This window comes from Lonsdalea populi (assembly GCF_015999465.1).
Classification (GTDB): domain Bacteria; phylum Pseudomonadota; class Gammaproteobacteria; order Enterobacterales; family Enterobacteriaceae; genus Lonsdalea; species Lonsdalea populi.
This window is the reverse complement of record NZ_CP065534.1, coordinates 2,265,525-2,284,610: the sequence shown is the minus strand read 5'-3', so window position 1 is coordinate 2,284,610 and position 19,086 is coordinate 2,265,525. Positions and strand designations below refer to the sequence as shown.

The 19,086-nt window shown below is 52.5% G+C and carries 15 protein-coding genes, 2 tRNA genes and 1 pseudogene; 14 read left to right on the top strand and 4 right to left on the bottom strand.

The annotated features are described in order from the left end of the window. Window positions 1-311 precede the first annotated feature (311 nt). From lpxL to I6N93_RS17240, 3 genes are all read left to right on the top strand, one after another. Window positions 312-1,211 carry an LpxL/LpxP family Kdo(2)-lipid IV(A) lauroyl/palmitoleoyl acyltransferase gene (lpxL, locus tag I6N93_RS10045; RefSeq protein WP_099017397.1) on the top strand — a complete coding sequence of 300 codons (900 nt, stop codon included), beginning with the start codon at window positions 312-314 and terminating at the stop codon, window positions 1,209-1,211. A gap of 281 nt (window positions 1,212-1,492) precedes the next feature. Further along, window positions 1,493-3,025: an EAL domain-containing protein gene (locus I6N93_RS10040; RefSeq protein WP_158088405.1), complete on the top strand. Its 1,533-nt coding sequence runs from the start codon at window positions 1,493-1,495 to the stop codon at window positions 3,023-3,025. An 865-nt stretch (window positions 3,026-3,890) separates the two neighbouring features. Further along, entirely contained in the window at window positions 3,891-4,073 is a 183-nt protein-coding gene (locus tag I6N93_RS17240; protein WP_232099998.1) for a hypothetical protein, read from the top strand. 330 nt (window positions 4,074-4,403) lie between these two features. Here the strand turns inward: I6N93_RS17240 and I6N93_RS10030 are convergent. Next, a tRNA-Ser gene (locus tag I6N93_RS10030) sits at window positions 4,404-4,493 on the bottom strand. A gap of 94 nt (window positions 4,494-4,587) precedes the next feature. Here I6N93_RS10030 and mtfA point away from each other — a divergent pair. The 5 genes and pseudogenes from mtfA to I6N93_RS10005 all read left to right on the top strand — a co-directional run bounded on the left by mtfA (window position 4,588) and on the right by I6N93_RS10005 (window position 8,863). Next, a complete protein-coding gene (mtfA, locus tag I6N93_RS10025) occupies window positions 4,588-5,382 on the top strand; it encodes a DgsA anti-repressor MtfA (protein WP_085684824.1) in 795 nt (264 codons plus the stop codon). 107 nt (window positions 5,383-5,489) lie between these two features. Then, window positions 5,490-5,565 (top strand) — tRNA-Asn (locus tag I6N93_RS10020). A 162-nt stretch (window positions 5,566-5,727) separates the two neighbouring features. After that, a pseudogene (locus I6N93_RS10015) lies at window positions 5,728-6,054 on the top strand (Arm DNA-binding domain-containing protein); the annotation flags it as partial. 60 nt (window positions 6,055-6,114) lie between these two features. Continuing rightward, the gene (locus tag I6N93_RS10010) at window positions 6,115-6,582 is read left to right on the top strand and encodes a nuclear transport factor 2 family protein (RefSeq protein WP_232099996.1); all 468 of its coding nucleotides are present in this window, start codon (window positions 6,115-6,117) and stop codon (window positions 6,580-6,582) included. Window positions 6,583-6,916: 334 nt separating this feature from the next. After that, the gene (locus I6N93_RS10005) at window positions 6,917-8,863 is read left to right on the top strand and encodes a TonB-dependent receptor domain-containing protein (RefSeq protein ID WP_085684822.1); all 1,947 of its coding nucleotides are present in this window, start codon (window positions 6,917-6,919) and stop codon (window positions 8,861-8,863) included. On the opposite strand, the gene I6N93_RS10000 is transcribed toward I6N93_RS10005, so the two are convergent. Both I6N93_RS10000 and I6N93_RS09995 read right to left on the bottom strand, forming a co-directional pair. Beyond that, window positions 8,853-10,217 (bottom strand): ATP-binding protein, encoded by a 1,365-nt coding sequence (locus I6N93_RS10000; protein WP_232099991.1) that lies wholly within the window; start codon window positions 10,215-10,217, stop codon window positions 8,853-8,855. The two genes, I6N93_RS10005 and I6N93_RS10000, sit on opposite strands and share 11 nt — an antisense overlap. Then, window positions 10,205-10,957, bottom strand: coding sequence for a response regulator transcription factor (locus I6N93_RS09995; RefSeq protein ID WP_085684820.1), 753 nt, complete (start codon window positions 10,955-10,957; stop codon window positions 10,205-10,207). The genes I6N93_RS10000 and I6N93_RS09995 overlap by 13 nt, the downstream gene beginning before the upstream one ends. 781 nt (window positions 10,958-11,738) lie before the next feature. Here I6N93_RS09995 and I6N93_RS09990 point away from each other — a divergent pair. After that, window positions 11,739-13,430 (top strand): thiamine pyrophosphate-binding protein, encoded by a 1,692-nt coding sequence (locus I6N93_RS09990; protein ID WP_085684818.1) that lies wholly within the window; start codon window positions 11,739-11,741, stop codon window positions 13,428-13,430. Window positions 13,431-13,473: 43 nt separating this feature from the next. Here I6N93_RS09990 and I6N93_RS09985 read toward each other — a convergent pair whose 3' ends face one another. Further along, window positions 13,474-14,388 (bottom strand): LysR family transcriptional regulator, encoded by a 915-nt coding sequence (locus I6N93_RS09985; protein ID WP_085684816.1) that lies wholly within the window; start codon window positions 14,386-14,388, stop codon window positions 13,474-13,476. Between the two features lie 171 nt (window positions 14,389-14,559). On the opposite strand from I6N93_RS09985, the gene I6N93_RS09980 reads away from it, so the two are divergent. From I6N93_RS09980 to I6N93_RS09960, 5 genes are read left to right on the top strand one after another with little or no spacing between them, the layout of a single operon-like run. Next, window positions 14,560-15,336, top strand: a complete 777-nt coding sequence (locus I6N93_RS09980) for a 5-oxoprolinase subunit PxpA (protein WP_085684814.1) — start codon at window positions 14,560-14,562, stop codon at window positions 15,334-15,336. A 30-nt stretch (window positions 15,337-15,366) separates the two neighbouring features. Beyond that, complete coding sequence (locus I6N93_RS09975) at window positions 15,367-15,615, top strand: acetyl-CoA carboxylase (RefSeq protein ID WP_085684812.1); 249 nt, start codon at window positions 15,367-15,369, stop codon at window positions 15,613-15,615. A gap of 59 nt (window positions 15,616-15,674) precedes the next feature. Continuing rightward, window positions 15,675-17,063, top strand: coding sequence for an acetyl-CoA carboxylase biotin carboxylase subunit (locus I6N93_RS09970; RefSeq protein WP_085684810.1), 1,389 nt, complete (start codon window positions 15,675-15,677; stop codon window positions 17,061-17,063). Beyond that, a complete protein-coding gene (locus tag I6N93_RS09965) occupies window positions 17,060-17,941 on the top strand; it encodes a 5-oxoprolinase subunit B family protein (protein ID WP_085684808.1) in 882 nt (293 codons plus the stop codon). Before I6N93_RS09970 ends, I6N93_RS09965 begins: the two co-directional genes overlap by 4 nt. Continuing rightward, complete coding sequence (locus I6N93_RS09960; protein ID WP_085684806.1) at window positions 17,931-18,917, top strand: 5-oxoprolinase subunit C family protein; 987 nt, start codon at window positions 17,931-17,933, stop codon at window positions 18,915-18,917. The genes I6N93_RS09965 and I6N93_RS09960 overlap by 11 nt, the downstream gene beginning before the upstream one ends. Window positions 18,918-19,086: the final 169 nt, after the last annotated feature.

The window sequence follows — 19,086 nt, the reverse complement described above, 5'->3', positions numbered from 1 at the left end:
CCTACCGTCACGTTTCACTCTCTGCGCGCCGTTTCGCTATTTTCACTCTTCATGCATGACTGCGCCGGACTCACTGCGATGTTTCCCTGTGTCGCCGCGGGATTATATGACCGTTGTATGAAATGTGCAGTCGAACGCCTTCAGCCCGGAATTAACGTCTCGCCACAATGTCTAAGCAGCGTTCGTTGATGCAATGGTTTTGTTCAGAAACGGCTCAAGCTGTTGGCTCTGAAGATAGTCATTGAGGCTGTCATTTTCTGATAGTGAAGGATAACGCGCCTATGGCGACTCACTCGCGACTCTACTCATCCATGCGTTATGCGCATCCCAGACACTGGCCTCTGTGGTTCGGTCTGGCGGTGTTGTATCTGTTGGTTCAATTGCCTTATCCCATTCTGGTGCGTCTTGGCGGCTGGTTGGGACGGCGTTCTATGCATTTTATGAAGCGACGGGTCGGTATTGCCCGGCGTAATCTTGAGCTGTGTTTTCCAGAGATGGACGAGCACCAGAAACAGGCCAAACTGACCGAGCATTTTTCGTCGCTCGGCATTGCGCTGCTGGAAACGGGGATGGCCTGGTTTTGGCCCGATAAGCGCATAAAACATTGGATTGATATCGTCGGGTTGGAGCACCTGCACAATACGCAGGATCAGCAGAACGGCGTCATGGTGATCGGCGTGCATTTCATGACGCTGGAGTTGCATTTTCGTATTCTCGGCCACTGTAAACCGATGGTGGTTATGTATCGTCCGCACAATAGCCCAATTCTGGAGCGGGTGCAGAAGTGGGGACGGTCCCGGTCGGGTAACGTGCTGGTAAACCGCAAAAATCTGATCAGCATGGTGCACACGCTTAAACGCGGCGGCACGGTATGGTTCGCGCCCGATCAAGACAACGGGCCTAAAGGCAGCGTGTTCGTTCCCTTTTTTGGCGTAGAGAAGGCGGCGACCTCGAACGGCACCTTCACCATTGCTCGTCTGGCCCAACCCAGGCTGGTGACGGCTGTTGTCATCCGTAAACCGGCGGGACAGGGATATCAGCTGATGATTTCGCCGGCGCTCGAGCACTATCCTTATGACGATAGTCTGGCCGCCGCGGCCTACATAAATCGGGCTATTGAAAGTGAAATCATGAAGGCGCCGGGCCAATATCTTTGGCTGCATCGCCGCTTCAAAACTCGCCCGGCGGGCGAGCCCTCGCTGTATCACTAATTGTCCGGCCTGCGCCGGGCATCTGCTGCCTCGCTTAGCTTAGGCCATCTTTTGGCAATATTACCGGCGGCGATACGGGTGGATGTCCGGACATGACGCTTGATCACTCAGGGTTAATGTGTCGTTAAGAGAGAGAGGGTTAAATCGAAAAATTACTGTAAATACGTGACATCAACAGTGATATTTGCGGGATTGATTCAAAGATAAATCAATAAACTTAGACAAAGTGATGCCGATTAATGGGCGGTGAGTTGGAATTTATCAAGGCCGGGGAAGTCAACGTGAAATCAATAAATAAAATGATTCTAGCGATGGTTGTCGCTGGCATTGTGGGAGGAATATTGATTTTATTGCTCCTGAGTCAGCGGGTGATTGCAAAGAACGATCAAAAGAAATTGCAGGATTACGCCGCAGCCATCATGAATCGATCCGATGACGTCGTCACTGAATCCAATACCGTACTTAACGAAGCCTATGCATTGAAGTATTCCCCCTGCTCTGAAGACGATTTATTTCAGCTTCGCTACATGGTTTATAAGTATCGCTATATTATGGATGTCGGGCGGATACAAAACGGCGAGTTATTATGTACCGCCGGGCGTGGCGTACTGCCATCGCCGATTGCTCTGCCAGAAACAGACGTTCAAAAGGCGGACGGTACCCAGCTTTGGACCGCCGTGAAAGGCCTCATTGATCCCCGAATTCAAACCGACATCGCCAGCCGAAAAAACGTGGTGGTGTTTATGTCGCCCGATGCCTTCCGCAGTTTTTCTTATCCGCTACGCGGCTACGGCGCGATATTGACGTCAGCGGACGACCAACACGTTTTCCAGACTTTCGGCAGCAAAAGCGTGACGCCGTCTCGCTATGAAAGCTCCTGGCTCGCCCAATATCGCCAGTCCTACCTGTGTAGTAAACTGTATGAAATCTGTATTCATGCACGGCTAAGCGCCTCCGGCGTTCTACAGATGCCTACCTATATGATTTCCGCTATCTCATTGTTGGGCGCTATATTAGGCGGCTCGCTGACGCTGGTTTTTTTTCTGCTGCTCGATATTAATCGCTCCATCTCGAAACAGCTGCGTCTGGCCGTCAGCCATAAAAAGCTTCACGTGAATTACCAACCGATCATTTATCTTAATGATGAGAAAATCATCGGCGTGGAAGCTCTGGCTCGCTGGACGGATAAACACGGTCAGAGCGTGTCTCCTGATGTATTTATCCCTATTGCGGAAAAACAGGGAATAATTGGCGAGATTACGCGCCATATTACCCGCCTATCGATCGCAGAGATGCAAAGTCTGCTGTTAAATAATCCGGAGTTTTACCTCAGCATCAATCTGGATATCTCCGACGTATTGGATACCGATTATCAGGCGTACCTGAATGAACAGGTGGCGAATTTCAGCGTGACGCCGAAACAAATTATACTTGAGATAACGGAGCGTTCGACGGCCAATTATACGACGTTGGCGAAACGATTATCCGAGTTTCGCGCGCAGGGATATCGTATTGCCATTGACGATTTCGGCACGGGTTACTCCAACTTTTCATATCTTTCCAGCCTGCCGTTTGATGCTATCAAGATTGACCGAATGTTTACCGAAGCCATTGGCACCGATTCCGTTAACGCCCGCATGGTCGATTTGCTGTTCACGATGACGGCCATGCTGAATACCTGTGTCATCGTTGAAGGGATCGAAACGGCTGCACAGGCCGCCTACGTAAAAGAACATTGCACCGACGCCGTGGGACAAGGTTGGCACTTTGGCCGGCCAATGAGCGCGACACGCCTGAAAGCGTTGCTGTCATAATGCGGCGGACTGGATGAATTCGTTACTATATTTAATGCGAAGCGTCGGTGCAGTGAAACAATAACCGGGTCAGGCGGAATAAGAGGGATTGACGGTCTCTGAAAGGAAATGCACTGGCGATAACTTGCGTAAATAATAATATTGATTTCTCCCTGAAATACGTTCATGGCTGTATTTAAATCGCAATAATTATTTTCCACTCCCTCCGCCATTATAAATAAATATCAATGACGCTTTAGGATGACTCGCTATGAAATATTTGGTTTTATATTTAGCAAACTCAGGTTAGATATAAAACCAGTTAAAGAGTCACTCGCAAATGAAAAAATTAGTAGTCATTACTTTATCTGCAGCAATATTACTTTCTGGGTGCGCAACTATCGTAGGAGAACGATCTCAGGTGGTCAACGTTGATAGTCATCCCACTGGCGTAAAATTCTCGATACAGGATGAAACCGGGCAAGTCGTCGTCACCGGTAATACGCCTTAAAACGTAGTTCTGGATAAATCTAACGGACATTATTTTGGTGGAAAAAATACCTGATTACGTTCACAAAAGAAAGTTATCAGCCGCGACGTTGCCTGTTCGATCATCTGCGAACGGGGGGTATATCGGCGGGAACCTGTTATTTGGCGGTCTAAGCGGATATTTACTGGTGGATCCTTTCAACGGCGGTATGTATACGCTTCACCCCAAAGCCGCCAATGCAACGTTAACACCTCAAGCGCAATAACCTCTCGTTGCTGTCTTGCACTAAGCTTCAATAAAAAAGTTTTAATGAGAGCAGCGAATGAACTGCTCTCCATTTATATGGGGTTAATGATAACGAAAAGTCTATTTTTCTATTTTTTATAGTGATATTGAGTGGATGATCCAGACCGCACGGTCCTGCAGAATATATTGGCTCAGACCACCATCACGCCCAATAATCAGGTCAGGCAGACCAAAGTCACCGTGACTCGAAATAAACAGTTTATCGGTAGCGGGAGCGGCGGCCTCTGTAAGTTCGTGGTCGCGGTTGATGGCAAAGAGATTACGCTGTTATGACAAAATCAGTACGTCACCGCCTATCTGAATAACGGCTTGCACAAACTGAGCGTGAGTAACGAGTGCGCAGCGGCGTCAATGGGCATGAGACGAACCGTGGGTGTGCTTGCCGACGGCACCGAGCAGGAACATGCGGCGGAAGTGGGCTTCTGGGGCCAGTACCGGCTTTGGCGTACACGGTAGTCACGCGTGATTGAGCCTTGATAAACAGGATTAACCGGCGTAGCTTCGCTGAAGGCTTTAGGCCCGAGATGATGCGCCGATTTTCTCATTAGGTTAACTCAGCGGGATTCTTATCACAGAAGTGTGTCGGGATAACTGCTTGAATAATGGCGGAGAGAGAGGGATTTGAACCCTCGGAGGGATGACTCCCTCAACGGTTTTCGAGACCGTCCCGTTCAGCCGCTCCGGCATCTCTCCACGGAAGGGCGACTATGATGCCCGTTTTTAAGGCATTTTAACAGCCCCTATCCCCGTCTTTGGACCTGAGTGACGACATAGCGAGCAATCATGCATGAAGTGGCAATGGAAAACCTCACCACCTTCGCCTGAAGAGGGGACCGCGTGGCAGTCTGCGCTATCTATCCCGTTATTGGCGCCCCTTGACGAATGCGAGCGGCAGCGGCTCGTCAACCTTGCGCAACAATTTCTTCGGCAAAAGCGTCTGGTGCCCTTGGAGCATCTCGAACTGGATGTGTTAATGCAGCAGCGTATCGCGCTGCTGTTTTGCCTGCCGGTGATGGAGCTTGGCATCAATTGGCTTGATAGCTTTTATGACGTCCTCATCTATCCTTCGCCGTTTGTTGTTACGGACGAATGGGTGGACGATATCGGCCTTGTCCATTCGGGTGAAGTTATCCAGTCTGGGCAAAGTTGGGAGCAGGGGCCGGTCGTACTTAATTGGCAGGACATTCAGGACTCCTTCGACCTGTCGGGATTCAATCTGGTGATCCACGAAGTGGCGCATAAGTTGGATCTTCGCGGAGGGCGTGAAATCAGCGGCGTTCCACTGCTTCCTCTGTGGGAAATAGCGCAGTGGGAGCAGGCGCTCCACGGGGCGATGAGCGAGCTGCAGGAGGAGATCGACCTGGTGGGAGAAGAGGGGGCCAGCATGGATCCCTATGCCGCGTGCGATCCCGCTGAGTGTTTCGCCGTGCTGTCCGAGTACTTCTTTAGCGCGCCCGAACTGCTCTACGAACGTTTCCCCGTGGTCTATAACGTGTTCACGCGCTTTTACCGTCAGTTGCCGCTGGAACGTTTACAGCGCTGGCAAAAAGGCGCCGAAGCCGCATCATCGCGCAACGCTTGAGCATAAAAACACATAATCGAACAGAGGCTAAGCAGTTGGGATATAAACGCGATTTTGGCGTTGACAGCCCTGAGTGACCCAGATAATATGCGCCCCGTTCACACGATTCCTCTGTAGTTCAGTCGGTAGAACGGCGGACTGTTAATCCGTATGTCACTGGTTCGAGTCCAGTCAGAGGAGCCATTTCCCCGTTTTCATGCATCCTTGCGAATCCCTGTTTATACATTGATTCAACAGGTTAGCGTGAAAAACCTTCCCGATGCGTTTCTGGTTTTCCCTCCGCATCGGGAAAAAGTGGTGGTCAGATTTGGGGGCAAGTTGGTTCGATGACGAAGTGACCCCCAAATGTCTCTTAACGACTCAAAAATCCGCAACTTAAAATCATCCGCTAAACCCTTCAAAGTTTCCGATTCTCATGGCCTGTACCTTTTTGTCAATCCCGGCGGTTCACGTCTCTGGTATCTCAAATATCGTATCGACGGTTAAGAGTCCCGCCTCAGTTTAGGCGCTTATCCCAATGTGTCTCTGGCCGATGCCCGGCAACAGCGCGATGGCATACGCAAGCTGCTGGCACAGAATACCAACCCGGCGCAACAGCGTGCCGCTGAAAAAGCGGCGCGTTCACCGGTAAAGAATTTCAAGACCATGGCGTTGGGCTGGCATAAAAGCAACACAGGAGCTGAGCGCAAGAAAGACTGTTGAGGCTTATCTGCGGCATTTGCTGAAGAAAAGTTGGATGACATCGTCAGCCTGCTTGATGACAATATCGTGTGGCATATCGATGGTGAGCCTGGTGTGTCTTCCGTTGGGCTATTAAAGGGCCCGGCCGGGTTGCAAGATTTCCCGCAAAACTTCAAACCACGGGATTTTTCCATCAGTGAAATTATTCCCCATAATGATAGCGTTCTGGTACTGGGGCGTTTTCGTCATATTGTACTGAGTGCGGGAAATGCGGTTGGCAGCGATATGATCATTCATTTTAAGGTATCAGGGTCAAAAATCATTCGTTATCAAGTGCTTGAAGGTCCCGCCCTCTTAGCAGGGCTTTTGATGCCAGTGATGAATGGCAGTTTCAGCAGGTTAGAATTAATGGCACTCTGTATCATTACCGCGATATTGGCGAAGGACCGACGCTTATTTTTGCTCACGGATTGTTCGCGAATCATAAATTTCTCTCGGCACAATTTCAGGTGCTGCTGAGTAAGTCGTATCGTTGTATTGTCCTGGGCATGCCGGGACATGGCTTGAGCGAATACGATCCCGAGGTTGGAAACTTGGCGATCTGAGCAGGGATTTAGCGTTAATGATCGAGGAGCTATTAACAGTCTTGCAACAAGTGGGCGTTTCGTGTTGTTCGCCCTTACCGATAAAACGGCTCCACTAAATTGTCCTCAGCACCTCCTGATATTCGTCGGTGGCTTACGCTGCCCGTTATTGGTCCCGAGCCCACTAATTTGTCTTACTTTGTCCAATTTTTACAGATGCGGATGATTAACATTAGCGTTTCTCTCTAGGGCTAGGGCGTCAATCACTCATGTGTAACTCAATTATTAAATATAAACGAACTGAATTAGCCAGTCTGATACTGCTGTTCACTTCCGCAGCCTACGCAGCAGATTCTGAGACGTCGGCAGATACAATGGTGGTCACCGCATCTGGATTTGAACAGCGGCTGGAAGATGCCCCTGCGTCAGTGTCCGTGATTTCAGGCGATGACCTCCGTAAGCGTTCTATCCAAAACCTGGCTGATGCCGTTCGCGATGTTGAAGGTGTCTCCGTCATAGGCGGTGCTAATGAAAATGATATCTCCATTCGCGGGATGCCGGGAGATTACACGCTCATCCTTGTTGACGGAAAGCGCCAGAGTGGTCGAGATTCCCGGGTGAATGGCAATGCCGGTTATGAGCAGAGTTTTATCCCGCCGGCTGCCGCCATCGAACGTATTGAAGTAATTCGTGGGCCAATGTCATCGCTTTACGGGTCAGATGCGATTGGTGGAGTCATCAATATCATTACCCGTAAGGTCAATAAGCAGTGGGGCGGGTCGCTGTCCTGGGACTATGCTGCTCGCCAGCATGATGACCAGGGTAATGCTGCAAACACGCAGTTTTACCTTGCAGGTCCCCTAGTCGATGACAAGCTGGGCTTACAGCTATGGGGGCGCTATCTGGATCGTCAGGCCGATGATGATGTGCAGAACACCAATGGTTTCAGCAAAGCCGACCATAAGGACGTAACCGGGAGGCTGTCATTTGCGCCAACCGATAATCAGGAGTTGCAGCTTGAAGGCGGCGTCAGTCGCCTGAAAAACGGTGATGGCGAGAGTGCAAACTGGGCGACGCGTGAACAAAAAAATAACCGCGATCACTGGTCCGTCAGCCACGACGGACGCTGGGACTGGGGAACATCAACGGTTTCTTTTGCTCAGGAAAAAACCAGCCGTGAAGGATTGGCCAGCCCGTCACAAAGTGACGTTTACGGACGTAAACCAACCATTAAAAATAGCGTGCTGGATGCAAAACTGATCGTGCCAACCATGTACCATACCGCCACGCTGGGCGGCCAGTGGCAGGGAAATGAGCTAAAAGACTGGAACCAGGGAGATGGTACACGCCAGGATCATCGCTACAGCGTGGTGCAACGAGCACTGTTTATCGAGGACGAATGGCGGCTCGCTGAAGCCTTCTCACTCACCGGTGGATTACGCCTTGATAATCACGAAAAGTACGGCAATCACTACAGCCCGCGCTTATATGGCGTTTGGTATGTCAGTGATGAGTGGACCCTGAAAGGCGGCGTCGCGCGAGGCTTTAAGACTCCGGAAATTCGCTCGGTGATTGACGATTACGCTGTGCTGCGCCGCAATACATGGGCCATGCTTGGTAATCCCAATCTGAAGCCTGAAACCAGTACCAATTACGAGCTTTCCGCGATGTGGTCGAATCGTGACGATCTTTCTGCCAGCGCTACGCTCTTCTACAACGACTTCCAGGACAAGCTTTCCACGCTAACGACGGATCGACGCTGGAACGGTTATATCGTGATGGAGCGTATCAATATTGATAAAGCTATCATCAAAGGCGCGGAATTAACCGGCAGTTGGAAGATAGCGCCTGAGCTATCGTTAAAAGCTAACTATACCTTCCTGGATTCAGAGCAGAAAAGCGGCAGCAATAAGGGGGCTCCGCTGGCTTTAACTACTAAGCATAAAGCCAGTCTGCGTAGCGAATGGGATTACACGGGACAAACGCAGTTTTGGGCAGCGGCTAATTATCATGGTAAAGAGTACGGTACCTCCGTTACTGCTGAACCGGCCCCCGATTACCTGACGGCTGATGTTGGTGTGTCGCATCAGCTTAGCCGGAATCTGGCCCTCAATGGCGCTATTTACAACATTGGCGATAAGCGTCTGAACGACGAAACCTACGGTACGGTCAACTACGGTCGAACCTTTTGGGGTGGAGTGACGCTCACCTTCTGATCGCTCCCGGCAGCAAAATCGTTGCACATAAACCGGCGGGCGCGCGATTCTTCAGACTCAGCTCGCCGCCGTGGGCATGGACACAAGCACGGGCAATCGATAAACCTAAACCTAGCCCGCCGCCGAAGTGGTGTCGGGCTACACAGTTATCATTCAGGCGAACGAAGGGTTCGAAGACCTGCTCAAGCTGTTTCTCCGGGATACCCGGACCGCTGTCCAGGACTTCTATCCTTACTATGTTGCTCTCTGTTGTGAGTATGACGGATGCCTCGCCTGCATAGCTCAATGCATTCTCAATAAGATTGCTTAATACCCGTTTTATCGCCAGCGGCCGGCAATGGATCGTAATCTCTGCCTCTCCCTGCCAGTTGACTGACTCGCCTTTTTGGCCGTAACGATGCGTCAGATCACTCAGTAACTTGCTAAGATTGCACAGGCAGGACTTCTCCTGCGCCGTTTCATCACGGATAAAGTTCAGCGTTCCATTGACCATGCTCTGTAATTCAATGAGACTTTCCAGCATGTCATCACGAGCCTCTCCAGCTTCCATGAGTTCTATCTGCAGGCGAAGTTCGGTCAGCGGCGTGTTGAAGTCGTGACTCATTGAGGCCAGCATACGGGTCTTGCCTTCCAGGTGTCGGGCAAGACGTTGCTGCATCAGATTAAAGCTGCCTGTCAGGTCTTTTGATTCACGTGGGCCAACGAGAGGTAGACTACCGGCCCAGTCTCCCCGACTAAGGGCATCAGTGGCTGCAGCAAGTCGCTTAATCGGTCTGACAACGAGGTAGGTGAAATAAAGACTCAGCAGGAGCAGTGGAACCGTCATGATTACCAGCGACAGTGAGAGCAGTTGTATCCATGCATATGCAGGATCAATCGGCTGTATACCATTCAGATAAGTCCCGTCAGGCAGAGAGATTGTCGATCGCAGCGTTAAAGGATCGCTATTCTCCGCACTAAAGAGATGCCAGCGCGCTGGCCCACCATTGGAACGCTCGAGTTGAAACGTCACCTGCATTTCCGGCGTAAATCCCTTTAACTTCAAAATGGCATCACGCAGACGCAGCTCTTCACGCCGCATGGGAAATGGTGTTACTTCAGCATGATCGGCAATCCAGAACCTTGCACCATCCTCACGAAAAATATGTAATGGAGAGCCCGGCGCAAGTTGACTGGCAATATATACAAGCTCAATACGCTCAACTGCCAGATTACGCGTGGCAGGAGATAGCAAATTACCGATAAGTTGCAGGCCGCACACCGCAAGCAGATTGGCAATCACAATTGCCGAAACCATCAGCAAACCAAGCTGGCTCATCATTCTCTGCGGCATCAGGCGTTTTAGCTGAGGCATTCGTTACGCACCTCAACCTGCGAAACCAGACGATAGCCCTCTCCCCATACCGTATCCAGCAGAACAACGCCAGGAATCAACTGCTGCAGGCGGCTTCGTAAACGGCTGACCTGTCGATCAATTGCCCGGTCAAAAACCTCATTTCCGGGCGTTATGCAGCGGTCCATCAGTACTTCACGGCTGAGTACAGTACCCGGGCTGGAAAGAAAAGCAGTCAGGAGCCTGGCTTCCACAGAACTCAGCTTCAGCGTTATCCCCTGTGGATTGGTGACAGCGCGGCTGACTGGCCTGTAAATCAACCCGGAAAAAAACATCGCATGATCGGGCCGGTGGTGAGTAGTATGCTGTGGCTCATCTGTTCTCCTGGCACGCCTCAGCACGGTATGGATGCGGGCAAGTAGCTCACGCGGCTCGAATGGCTTTACCACGTAATCATCAGCACCCATCTCCAGCCCACTGACGCGATCGTCAATCGTGTCCTTCGCCGTAAGCAGGATGACTGGTGTTTTGTATTTAAGCTGAATTTGCTGGCAAAGAGACATGCCATCACCGTCAGGTAGCATGACATCCAGAACGATAAGGTTAAAGGTATTTGTACGCAGTATTGACCACATTGAAGCAGCAGCATCAGCAGTGATGACGTTGAGGCGTTGACACCGCAGCCATGCAGCAAGCGGCTCGCGAATTTTGCGGTGATCATCGACGACTAATACTTTGACAGGAAAGGAAAAATCATTCATTAAAACTGCCGAATTAGACGTGGCTGAAAGAAGAGTAATTCTATAATATAATGAGAATGCTTGTTATTTTCAATAACAGTGTTGGCGACGAAACTCTCGCTTTTACCCCAAGCCCACAAGCGTCTTTCCCAGGATTTAGCACAGGAAATTTTCGCTCACGCGCGATCTTTCAATTTGCGATAACAGATGACCGGTAAGCGTAAGTTTAACGTCCGGCTTGATGCTCTGAGGATGTCCGGATGTATGAAATGAATGCGTTCCATCCCATGTGTAGTCCCTCATTGGGTTAGACGCTCATCCAGACGCTTTTCTTAATCATTAACGTTTGGCAACCTTGCTCTCCATCATTTTTATTTTTAAAAAGGTTTTGCATTAAAAATAATTTGCATAGTTAAACGATGATTTTAGATTATCTAAAATAAGACGTTATTTTTATACGAATATATTTTATTTATGTCTCCTGTCTTTTAATTCATTTACGTGCCTGGTGTTTCAAATTAATAATTAATTGCAGAGTGAGTTCCAGGCGACTATTCTTATTGAAATACGCCTCCTGCCTCGGAACAACGCTAGTCGTGATTATTAATATGAGCTAAAAGTGATGAAGATAAAAAGGAATGAATGACCATGGAGTGATTAATAACCTGCCTATGGTTTCCTGAGAATATCATTCACTATTGTGTGTTCCCAATGGCAGGTGTTAAACTAGGATGTGTCTCCTCATGATGTTGACGTGATTTTATTCTGTAATGTTAACGTATACCTTAAATAAGGGAGTTTAATGGAATTGGAATCACAACGGACAGTGGCTGAAATCCTTGTCAGATACTTAGAGAATATCGGGGTGGATATCGCCTTTGGCGTTTCAGGTGCCTATATTGCCCCTGTATGGAAGGCGCTGTCAGAATCGTCTATCAGAACTATTCATTGCAGACATGAGACCGGCGCGACTTTTTGTGCTTCTGAATACAGCCTGTACCATCACAAGCCTGCCGCCGTATTTACCACGGCAGGCCCCGGTATTACCAACACCCTAACGGCAATGCGCACGGCAAAGCTGGATGGCGCTAAAGTGATATTGATTGCGCCCATTACCACGCCACAGAGTCATGGGTTATGGGGGTTGCAACAAACCACGGTGGAGGACGTCAATGCCCTGCAAGGAGACGGCATATCGGGGTATTTCGATAACGTCGTTTGTATCGATGAACACGAAAAGATAAGTGAAGCAATTGACGCCATCAATCGTTTTAAAGTTTCGCAGGGCCACGTGCTAGGAATATTTATTCTTCCCCATATTCAGAAGTCAGAAGTCACATATAAAGAATATGATAATACAGAATATACTCCCTCACCGATAGCCCGGGAAGACGACGACGCTCTGGCCGCCCAGCAGCAAGAAATAGCGGAAGTGCTTGCTGCGGGTGATGCCATAATTTGGAATGGCTTTGGTTGTCTCCACGCATCCGAAGTATTAACGCAACTCGCCATAGAAACACAGACGGCGGTTATGTCTACGCCGCGAGGGAAAGGTATTTTTCCTGAGAAGCATCCGTTATATATAGGGACTACCGGTCTGGGCTGCGATGAACCGGCGCTTCTTTCTGCCATCCATCACCCCTCATTAAAATCATTGATTATTCTGGGAACGCGATTAGGGGAGTCCAGTGCGTATTACCTTCAAAATAAGATAAAAGGAATTAAGGTCTATTATGTCAGTCTGGAAAATCCGGATATCAGAAATAACCTTCCTCCGGCAACCGAAATTATTCATGCTGAGATATCAGCGTTTCTGCAGGGAGTCTACGAGAAAATAAAAACGCTGCCTCATGCTCACCAGTCTCCTTTTGTACAAACGTCCGAATTGTCTCATCCTCGGGTCCCGGTCAAGATCAACGATGGCGTGGTCAATCCAGAGGATGTGATGGCCGTCATTCAAAAGGTGGCGATCGATGAATTCGACTGTCTGGTGGCTGCCGATGCCGGAAACTCGCACGTATGGACAAACCGTTATTTGCAGTTTCAAAAGCCGAATCGCTATCGGGTCAATTCAGCGTTGGGCACCATGGGGCATTATGCCTGCGGGATTGTCGGACTGGCGATGACGGGTAAAGTCACCGTCGGCATCATTGGCGATGGTTCCATGCTGATGAATAACGAAATCAGTACTGCGGTCCATCACCAAGCCCCGGCTATTTGGGTGGTATTGAATGATGGCAGCTATAACATGTGCAGGCAGGGATTGAGCTCGGTCGGTTATCCGGCGCTGGATTGTACAATTCCGCAGGTGGATTTTGTTTTGTTCGCTCGTGCGTTGGGCGCTAACGGGGTTCTCGTCACGAGTCGTGGCGAGCTGGAAACCGCACTACGTGACGCGATAACACAAGCCGTTCCCACGATCGTTGACATCCGGATTGATCGGAACGTGCTGCCGCCGGTAGCGGGGCGAAACAACACCGTTAAATCGCTTTAAACCGGGCATTGCCTTTTCTATTGACGCGTTTTGGGGACCGTCGTTAGCGGCGGTTGAAGTTCATCTGCGGCGTTAGAAAGGCGCTGCGGAACCACAGTCTGAAGGCATTCATCGACGGGGTGAAAATCGCGTCCTTGCGCCACGCCAGTCCGACATTCATGGGGTGCAGATTGTCGGTCAGGCCGCGGGTTTCAATTCTTTTCCCTTCCAGCGACCAGGGGCGGTAAACCAGATCGGACAGGATGGCGACGCCGAGCCCGTCGGCCACCATGCTGCGCACGGCCTCGACGGAACTGGTCCGCAGCATCACGCGGGGACGCTGTGCGCTCTCTTCCCAGTAGCGCATCGCACTATGGTCGGCTTCGTCCACGGTCAGCATGATAAACGGCGCTTTGGCGACGTCCGCCAGCGTGAGATGCGGCTTGTCGCACAGCGGGTGGCGACTGGGCAGCCAGAGACGACGCTCGGAGTTAAACAGCGTCTCCGAGGTAATGCCCGGCAGCGTCAGGTTAGCGGTCAACACCAGCGCGATATCCAGCGTTCCATCCAGCAGCCCCCGTTCGATGTCGATACGCTCCCGTTCATAGAGATTAATGTTGAGGTGCGGAAAGGCGGAAGAGAGCCGCTGCAAATGGTAGGGGAGAAAATAGCCCATCACCGTGTAGGAAGCGGCCAGATTGAGCTGGCCGCAGATCTGGTCGTCCGTTGAAGGAACATGCAACGCATCGTCCACGCTGCGCAGAATCGAGTAGGCATGGTGCAGGAAGTGGCTACCGGTTTCCGTCAACGTCATGCCCCGCACCGAACGCCGAAACAGTGGTTTCCCCAATAAGCTTTCCAACTCCTGAATGGCGCTAGTGACGCCCGATTGCGAGATATTAAGGTGAATGGCGGCCTGCGATATCTGCCCCATTTCCGCCGTGGCGACAAAATATCGAATCTGGCGTAGTGTCAACATGCTCTTCTCCGATGTGGAAGGCTGAAATCAGTCCGGCGTCGTCACCGGGATAAGACCTCGTCCTGCGATCTCTTTTTTCGATGGCTTGCTATCAGAAAATACTGCTATTCGGCTGTAAAAAACTTCCCCTATATTATTTTTAAATCAATGAGCTACCAATAATAAATTATTATGATAAAACACATCGACCTGAATTCTGATATGGGCGAAGACTTTGGCGCCTGGGCAATTAACGGCAATAGTGATCAAGAAATTATGTCATTCATAAGTTCTGCCAATATTGCCACCGGGTTTCATGCCGGCGATCCCTCCGTGATGCGTAAAACCGTTGAGCTGGCGAAATATTATGGCGTGGCTATTGGCGCGCACCCCGGCTACCGCGATTTAATTGGTTTTGGTCGTCGTCATATCGCCATGCGACCGGATGAATTAGTTAACGATATCGTTTATCAACTGGGCGCTTTACGGGAATTGGCGCGGTTATGTCAGATGGACTTGCAGCATATTAAACCGCACGGCGCACTCTATATGCATTTGGCGAAAGAGGAAGCCTCAGCACAGTGTTTTGTTGAGGCGCTGCATCGGATCGCGCCGGATTTGCTGCTGTACTGCATGCACGGCACCGCCGTATGGCGAGCGGCTCAGTCTCTGCAACATCCTGTCATTTGTGAGTTTTATGCGGATCGCGACTATGACCTGAGCGGTTCTATCGTTTTCACCCGTCGGGTAGGGGCGCTGGACCCGGACAAGGTGGCGTACAAGGTGCTGCGCGCCTGCCGGGACGGCGTCGTCTGCACCGTCGAGGGAAAAGATATTCCTATCGTTTTCGAGTCAGTCTGCATGCATAGTGATACGCCGGGCGCGCAGGAATTGTTAAAAGCGACCTGCGAATTATTAAAAACTTCGTCCATTGAAATAACAGCGCCAGAAAAGAGACGCGTTGTTTAAAATAATAATGCTGTATCAGGAGTCATTAATATGAAAGAATATGAAGTTTATTCTCCTTTGCCGGGTGTCTTTTATCGGCAACCCGCGCCCGAAATGCCGCCATTTATGGAAGAGGGCGATAATGTTCAGGACGATACGGTTATTGGCCTGATTGAGGTTATGAAACAATTTACCGAAATGGTAGCGGGTTATTCAGGAACATTAATTGAATTCAAAGTTGAAAATGGCGAGCCGATAGAACCCGGTCAAGTGATTGCCATTATTAAAAGCGATCGCTAAATAAACGTTTTAATTATCTCTGAGCGTTTATTTTAATCACCGCGGATGTGGAGATATTGATGCCGATAAATAAATTATTGATTGCCAACCGAGGGGAAATCGCCGTCAGGATTATTCGCGCTGCCCAGGCGTTGGGTATCCCCACGGTGGCGGCGTGCAGCGAGGCGGACGTCGCGTCGTTGCCTGCACAGCTGGCCGACGAATACCGTATTATCGGCGCGGCCAGGGCCGACCAAAGCTATCTCAATCCACAGGCGCTGTTGCAGGCAGCGCGCGCGAGCGGCGCGGATGCGATCCATCCGGGCTATGGGTTTCTATCGGAAAACGCCGCGTTCGCCGACGCCGTTAGCCAGGCCGGACTGATCTTCGTCGGGCCGACGGCAGGGGTGATCCGGTCGATGGGCGACAAGGCCGCCGCCCGCCGTACCGCACAAGCCGCCGGCGTCCCGGTGGTGCCGGGATCGGAGCAGGATATCACCACGCTCGACGACGCCCTGCAGGCTGCGGAGCGCATCGGTTATCCGCTGTTGATCAAAGCGGCGGCAGGCGGCGGCGGGCGCGGGATCCGTGTCGTCGAGACGCCGGAGGCGCTGCGAGCGGCCTTTCCGCTGGCGCAGCAGGAAGCTAAGGCCGCTTTCGGTTCCGGCACGGTGTACCTGGAGCTGTTTATCGAACACGCCCGCCATATTGAAGTCCAGATCCTCGGCGACGGCGAACGGGTGGTGCATCTGTTTGACCGGGAGTGCTCACTGCAACGGCGGCGGCAGAAAATCTTCGAGGAAGCGCCGTCTCCCGCGTTGACCGACGTACAGCGTCAGGCGCTGTGCGACAGCGCGGTGAAGCTGGCGCAGAGCCTGTCTTATCAAGGCGCGGGCACGCTGGAATATCTCTTCGATTCGGCCACCGGTCGCTTCTATTTCATCGAAATGAACACCCGTATTCAGGTCGAACACCCGGTAACGGAAATGGTCACCGGTGTGGATCTGGTGCAATGGATGCTGCGTATTGCCGGGGGCGAAAAACTGACCTTACGGCAGGAGGCGATCGCGCTGAACGGTTCAGCCTGCGAGATGCGCATTAATGCGGAAGATCCGGCGCGTAATTTCTTCCCCTGTCCCGGCACGGTGACGGAGGTCAACTGGCCGCGGGGCGAGGGCGTGCGGGTCGAAAGCCATTTGTTCGCGGGCTATTGCATCCCGCCGTATTACGACTCGCTGGTGGCGAAACTGGTCGTTCACGGCGAGGATCGCGCGCAGGCCTTATTCCGCGCTGCCGAAGCACTCGCGGATCTGCGTATTACTGGCATCACCACCACGCAGTCGCTGCATCAGTGGCTGCTGACGGACGCACGTCTGCAGGCGGGCGACTTTACCACGACGGCACTGGAACGCTGGCTGGCGGAGCGGACCGCCGCAGACGCGGCGGTCCGCTCAGGAGGTATGACATGACGACAAAAGCCATTCGTTACAGTTTCGGCGGCGACGAACATTTGTTTGCGGAAATCGACGAAGCCATGTCGCTGGACGCGTTCTTTCGTGGTATGGCGATCACGCGCGCGCTGGAGTCGCGGGCGCTGCCGGGCGTGCTGGATATCTGTTTGGCGAACGCCTCGTTTCAGGTGCGTTTCAATCCCGATATCATCGCGCCGGAAGCGTTGTTGCAACAGGTGAAACATGCCGAGGCGCAGGCCACCACCGGCACCTCGCTGTCGACCCGCATCATTGAAATTCCGGTGCTCTACAACGATCCCTGGACGCATGAAACGCTGATGCGGTTTCGCGATCGTCATCAGGATCCGCAGGCGACCGATCTGGAGTATGCCGCCGCCATTAATGGTTACGCCGAAGTAGCGGATTTTATCGCCGCACATAGCGGCACGCCGTGGTTTGTGTCGATGGTGGGATTCGTGGCGGGGCTGCCTTTCATGTTCCAGATGGTCGAAGAGGCCAAACAGCTGGAAGTGCCTAAATATCTGCGGCCGCGGACCGATACCCCGCGCCTGTCGCTCGGTCACGGCGGCTGTTTCGGCTGTATCTATTCGGTGCGCGGAGCGGGCGGCTATCAGCTGTTCGGCGTCACGCCCGCGCCAATCTATGACCCAATCCAGCGCCTCGACTACCTGCAAGCGTCGATGGTGTTCTTCCGCGCGGGCGATATCGTTCAGTTCCGGGCGATGGATCGCGCAGAGTACGACCGCGCCGTGGCGGAGGTCGAGGCGGGGACGTTCAGCCTGCGCATCCGGCCGGTGACGTTCGAACTGGAAAAATTCAGCGCGGATGCCGCGCATTACACCCACTACCTGCGGGAGGTGCTGTATGCCGATTAAGGTTATCAAGCCCGGACTGGCGACCTCGGTACAGGATACCGGTCGCGAGGGGTACTACCACCTCGGTATACCGCCTTCGGGCGGCATGGACGACTATGCCTTGCGTATGGCCAATCTGCTGGTGGGCAACGGCGAGTCCGCCGCCGCGCTGGAAATCACGCTGATCGGCCCAGAGCTGGCGTTCGGTAAAGAGGTGCTGGTGGCGGTCACGGGCGCGCGGATGACACCCCGGCTGGACGGCGCGGAAATGCCGCTGGACACCGCTTTTCGGGTCAAGCCCGGTCAAGTGCTGAAGTTTGATTTCGCCAAGACGGGCTGCCGCAGCTACCTCGCGGTGGCGGGCGGCATCGACGTTCCGCTGGCGCTCGGCAGCCGCTCCACCTATACGCTGGGCGCGCTCGGCGGATGGGAAGGACGGCGACTGCAGGAGGGCGACCAGTTGCCTATCGGCGAACCGACCGGCGTGGGGGCTGAAGGCGCGCAGGCGCCTGTGGCGTTGTGTCCGCACTTCGAAAAAGAGGTGACGCTGCGTCTGGTGCGCGGCCTCTATATTCACCGCCTGACCGATGCGGCGGCGGCGCAGTTTTTTGCTGATACCTGGCGGGTCGGCACCGAGGCGGACCGTATCGGCTATCGCCTGAAAGGCGGTAAGCCGCTGGAATATCTGCCGCGTAAGCCGCCGTTCGGTGCGGGTTCCGATCCGTCCAATATCGTCGATGCCTGCTACCCCATCGGCTCCGTACAGGTGCCGGGCGGGCTGGAACCCATCATCCTGCTGCGCGACGCCGTTTCCGGTGGGGGCTATATGACGCTGGGAACGGTGATCAGCGCCGATCTGGATCGGGTGGCGCAGTTGCAACCTCATCATCAGGTGCGCTTTGTGCCGGTGTCGCTGGAAGAGGCGCTCGCCGCCCGGCGGCAGTATCAGCAGCGGCTGGCGCGGTTAAGAGACTGGATCGGCCGACAGACGGCCTGATCCCACCCGGCGACCTTCGCCGGTTTAGGTAGCGTTACAGCACCGATCGTCCTGTCACGGGCCATGCGGTATCCACCGTCCGCATGGCGATTCGTGCTGCCTGCTACTTGTTGTTCATCGCTATGACCGGGCCTTTTCCGATGTTCGTCGGTCAGGTGTGGCTTTCCCT

What these genes read in the sequence shown, in the direction of transcription:
- I6N93_RS09970 (WP_085684810.1), top strand. Translation starts at nt 15,675, where the DNA reads ATGCCGATAAATAAATTATTGATTGCCAACCGAGGGGAAATCGCCGTC.
- I6N93_RS09965 (WP_085684808.1), top strand. Translation starts at nt 17,060, where the DNA reads ATGACGACAAAAGCCATTCGTTACAGTTTCGGCGGCGACGAACATTTG.
- I6N93_RS10005 (WP_085684822.1), top strand. Translation starts at nt 6,917, where the DNA reads ATGTGTAACTCAATTATTAAATATAAACGAACTGAATTAGCCAGTCTG.
- mtfA (WP_085684824.1), top strand. Translation starts at nt 4,588, where the DNA reads ATGAAGTGGCAATGGAAAACCTCACCACCTTCGCCTGAAGAGGGGACC.
- I6N93_RS09990 (WP_085684818.1), top strand. Translation starts at nt 11,739, where the DNA reads ATGGAATTGGAATCACAACGGACAGTGGCTGAAATCCTTGTCAGATAC.
- I6N93_RS09995 (WP_085684820.1), bottom strand. Translation starts at nt 10,957, where the DNA reads ATGAATGATTTTTCCTTTCCTGTCAAAGTATTAGTCGTCGATGATCAC.
- I6N93_RS10000 (WP_232099991.1), bottom strand. Translation starts at nt 10,217, where the DNA reads ATGCCTCAGCTAAAACGCCTGATGCCGCAGAGAATGATGAGCCAGCTT.
- I6N93_RS09980 (WP_085684814.1), top strand. Translation starts at nt 14,560, where the DNA reads ATGATAAAACACATCGACCTGAATTCTGATATGGGCGAAGACTTTGGC.
- lpxL (WP_099017397.1), top strand. Translation starts at nt 312, where the DNA reads ATGCGTTATGCGCATCCCAGACACTGGCCTCTGTGGTTCGGTCTGGCG.
- I6N93_RS09975 (WP_085684812.1), top strand. Translation starts at nt 15,367, where the DNA reads ATGAAAGAATATGAAGTTTATTCTCCTTTGCCGGGTGTCTTTTATCGG.
- I6N93_RS09985 (WP_085684816.1), bottom strand. Translation starts at nt 14,388, where the DNA reads ATGTTGACACTACGCCAGATTCGATATTTTGTCGCCACGGCGGAAATG.
- I6N93_RS09960 (WP_085684806.1), top strand. Translation starts at nt 17,931, where the DNA reads ATGCCGATTAAGGTTATCAAGCCCGGACTGGCGACCTCGGTACAGGAT.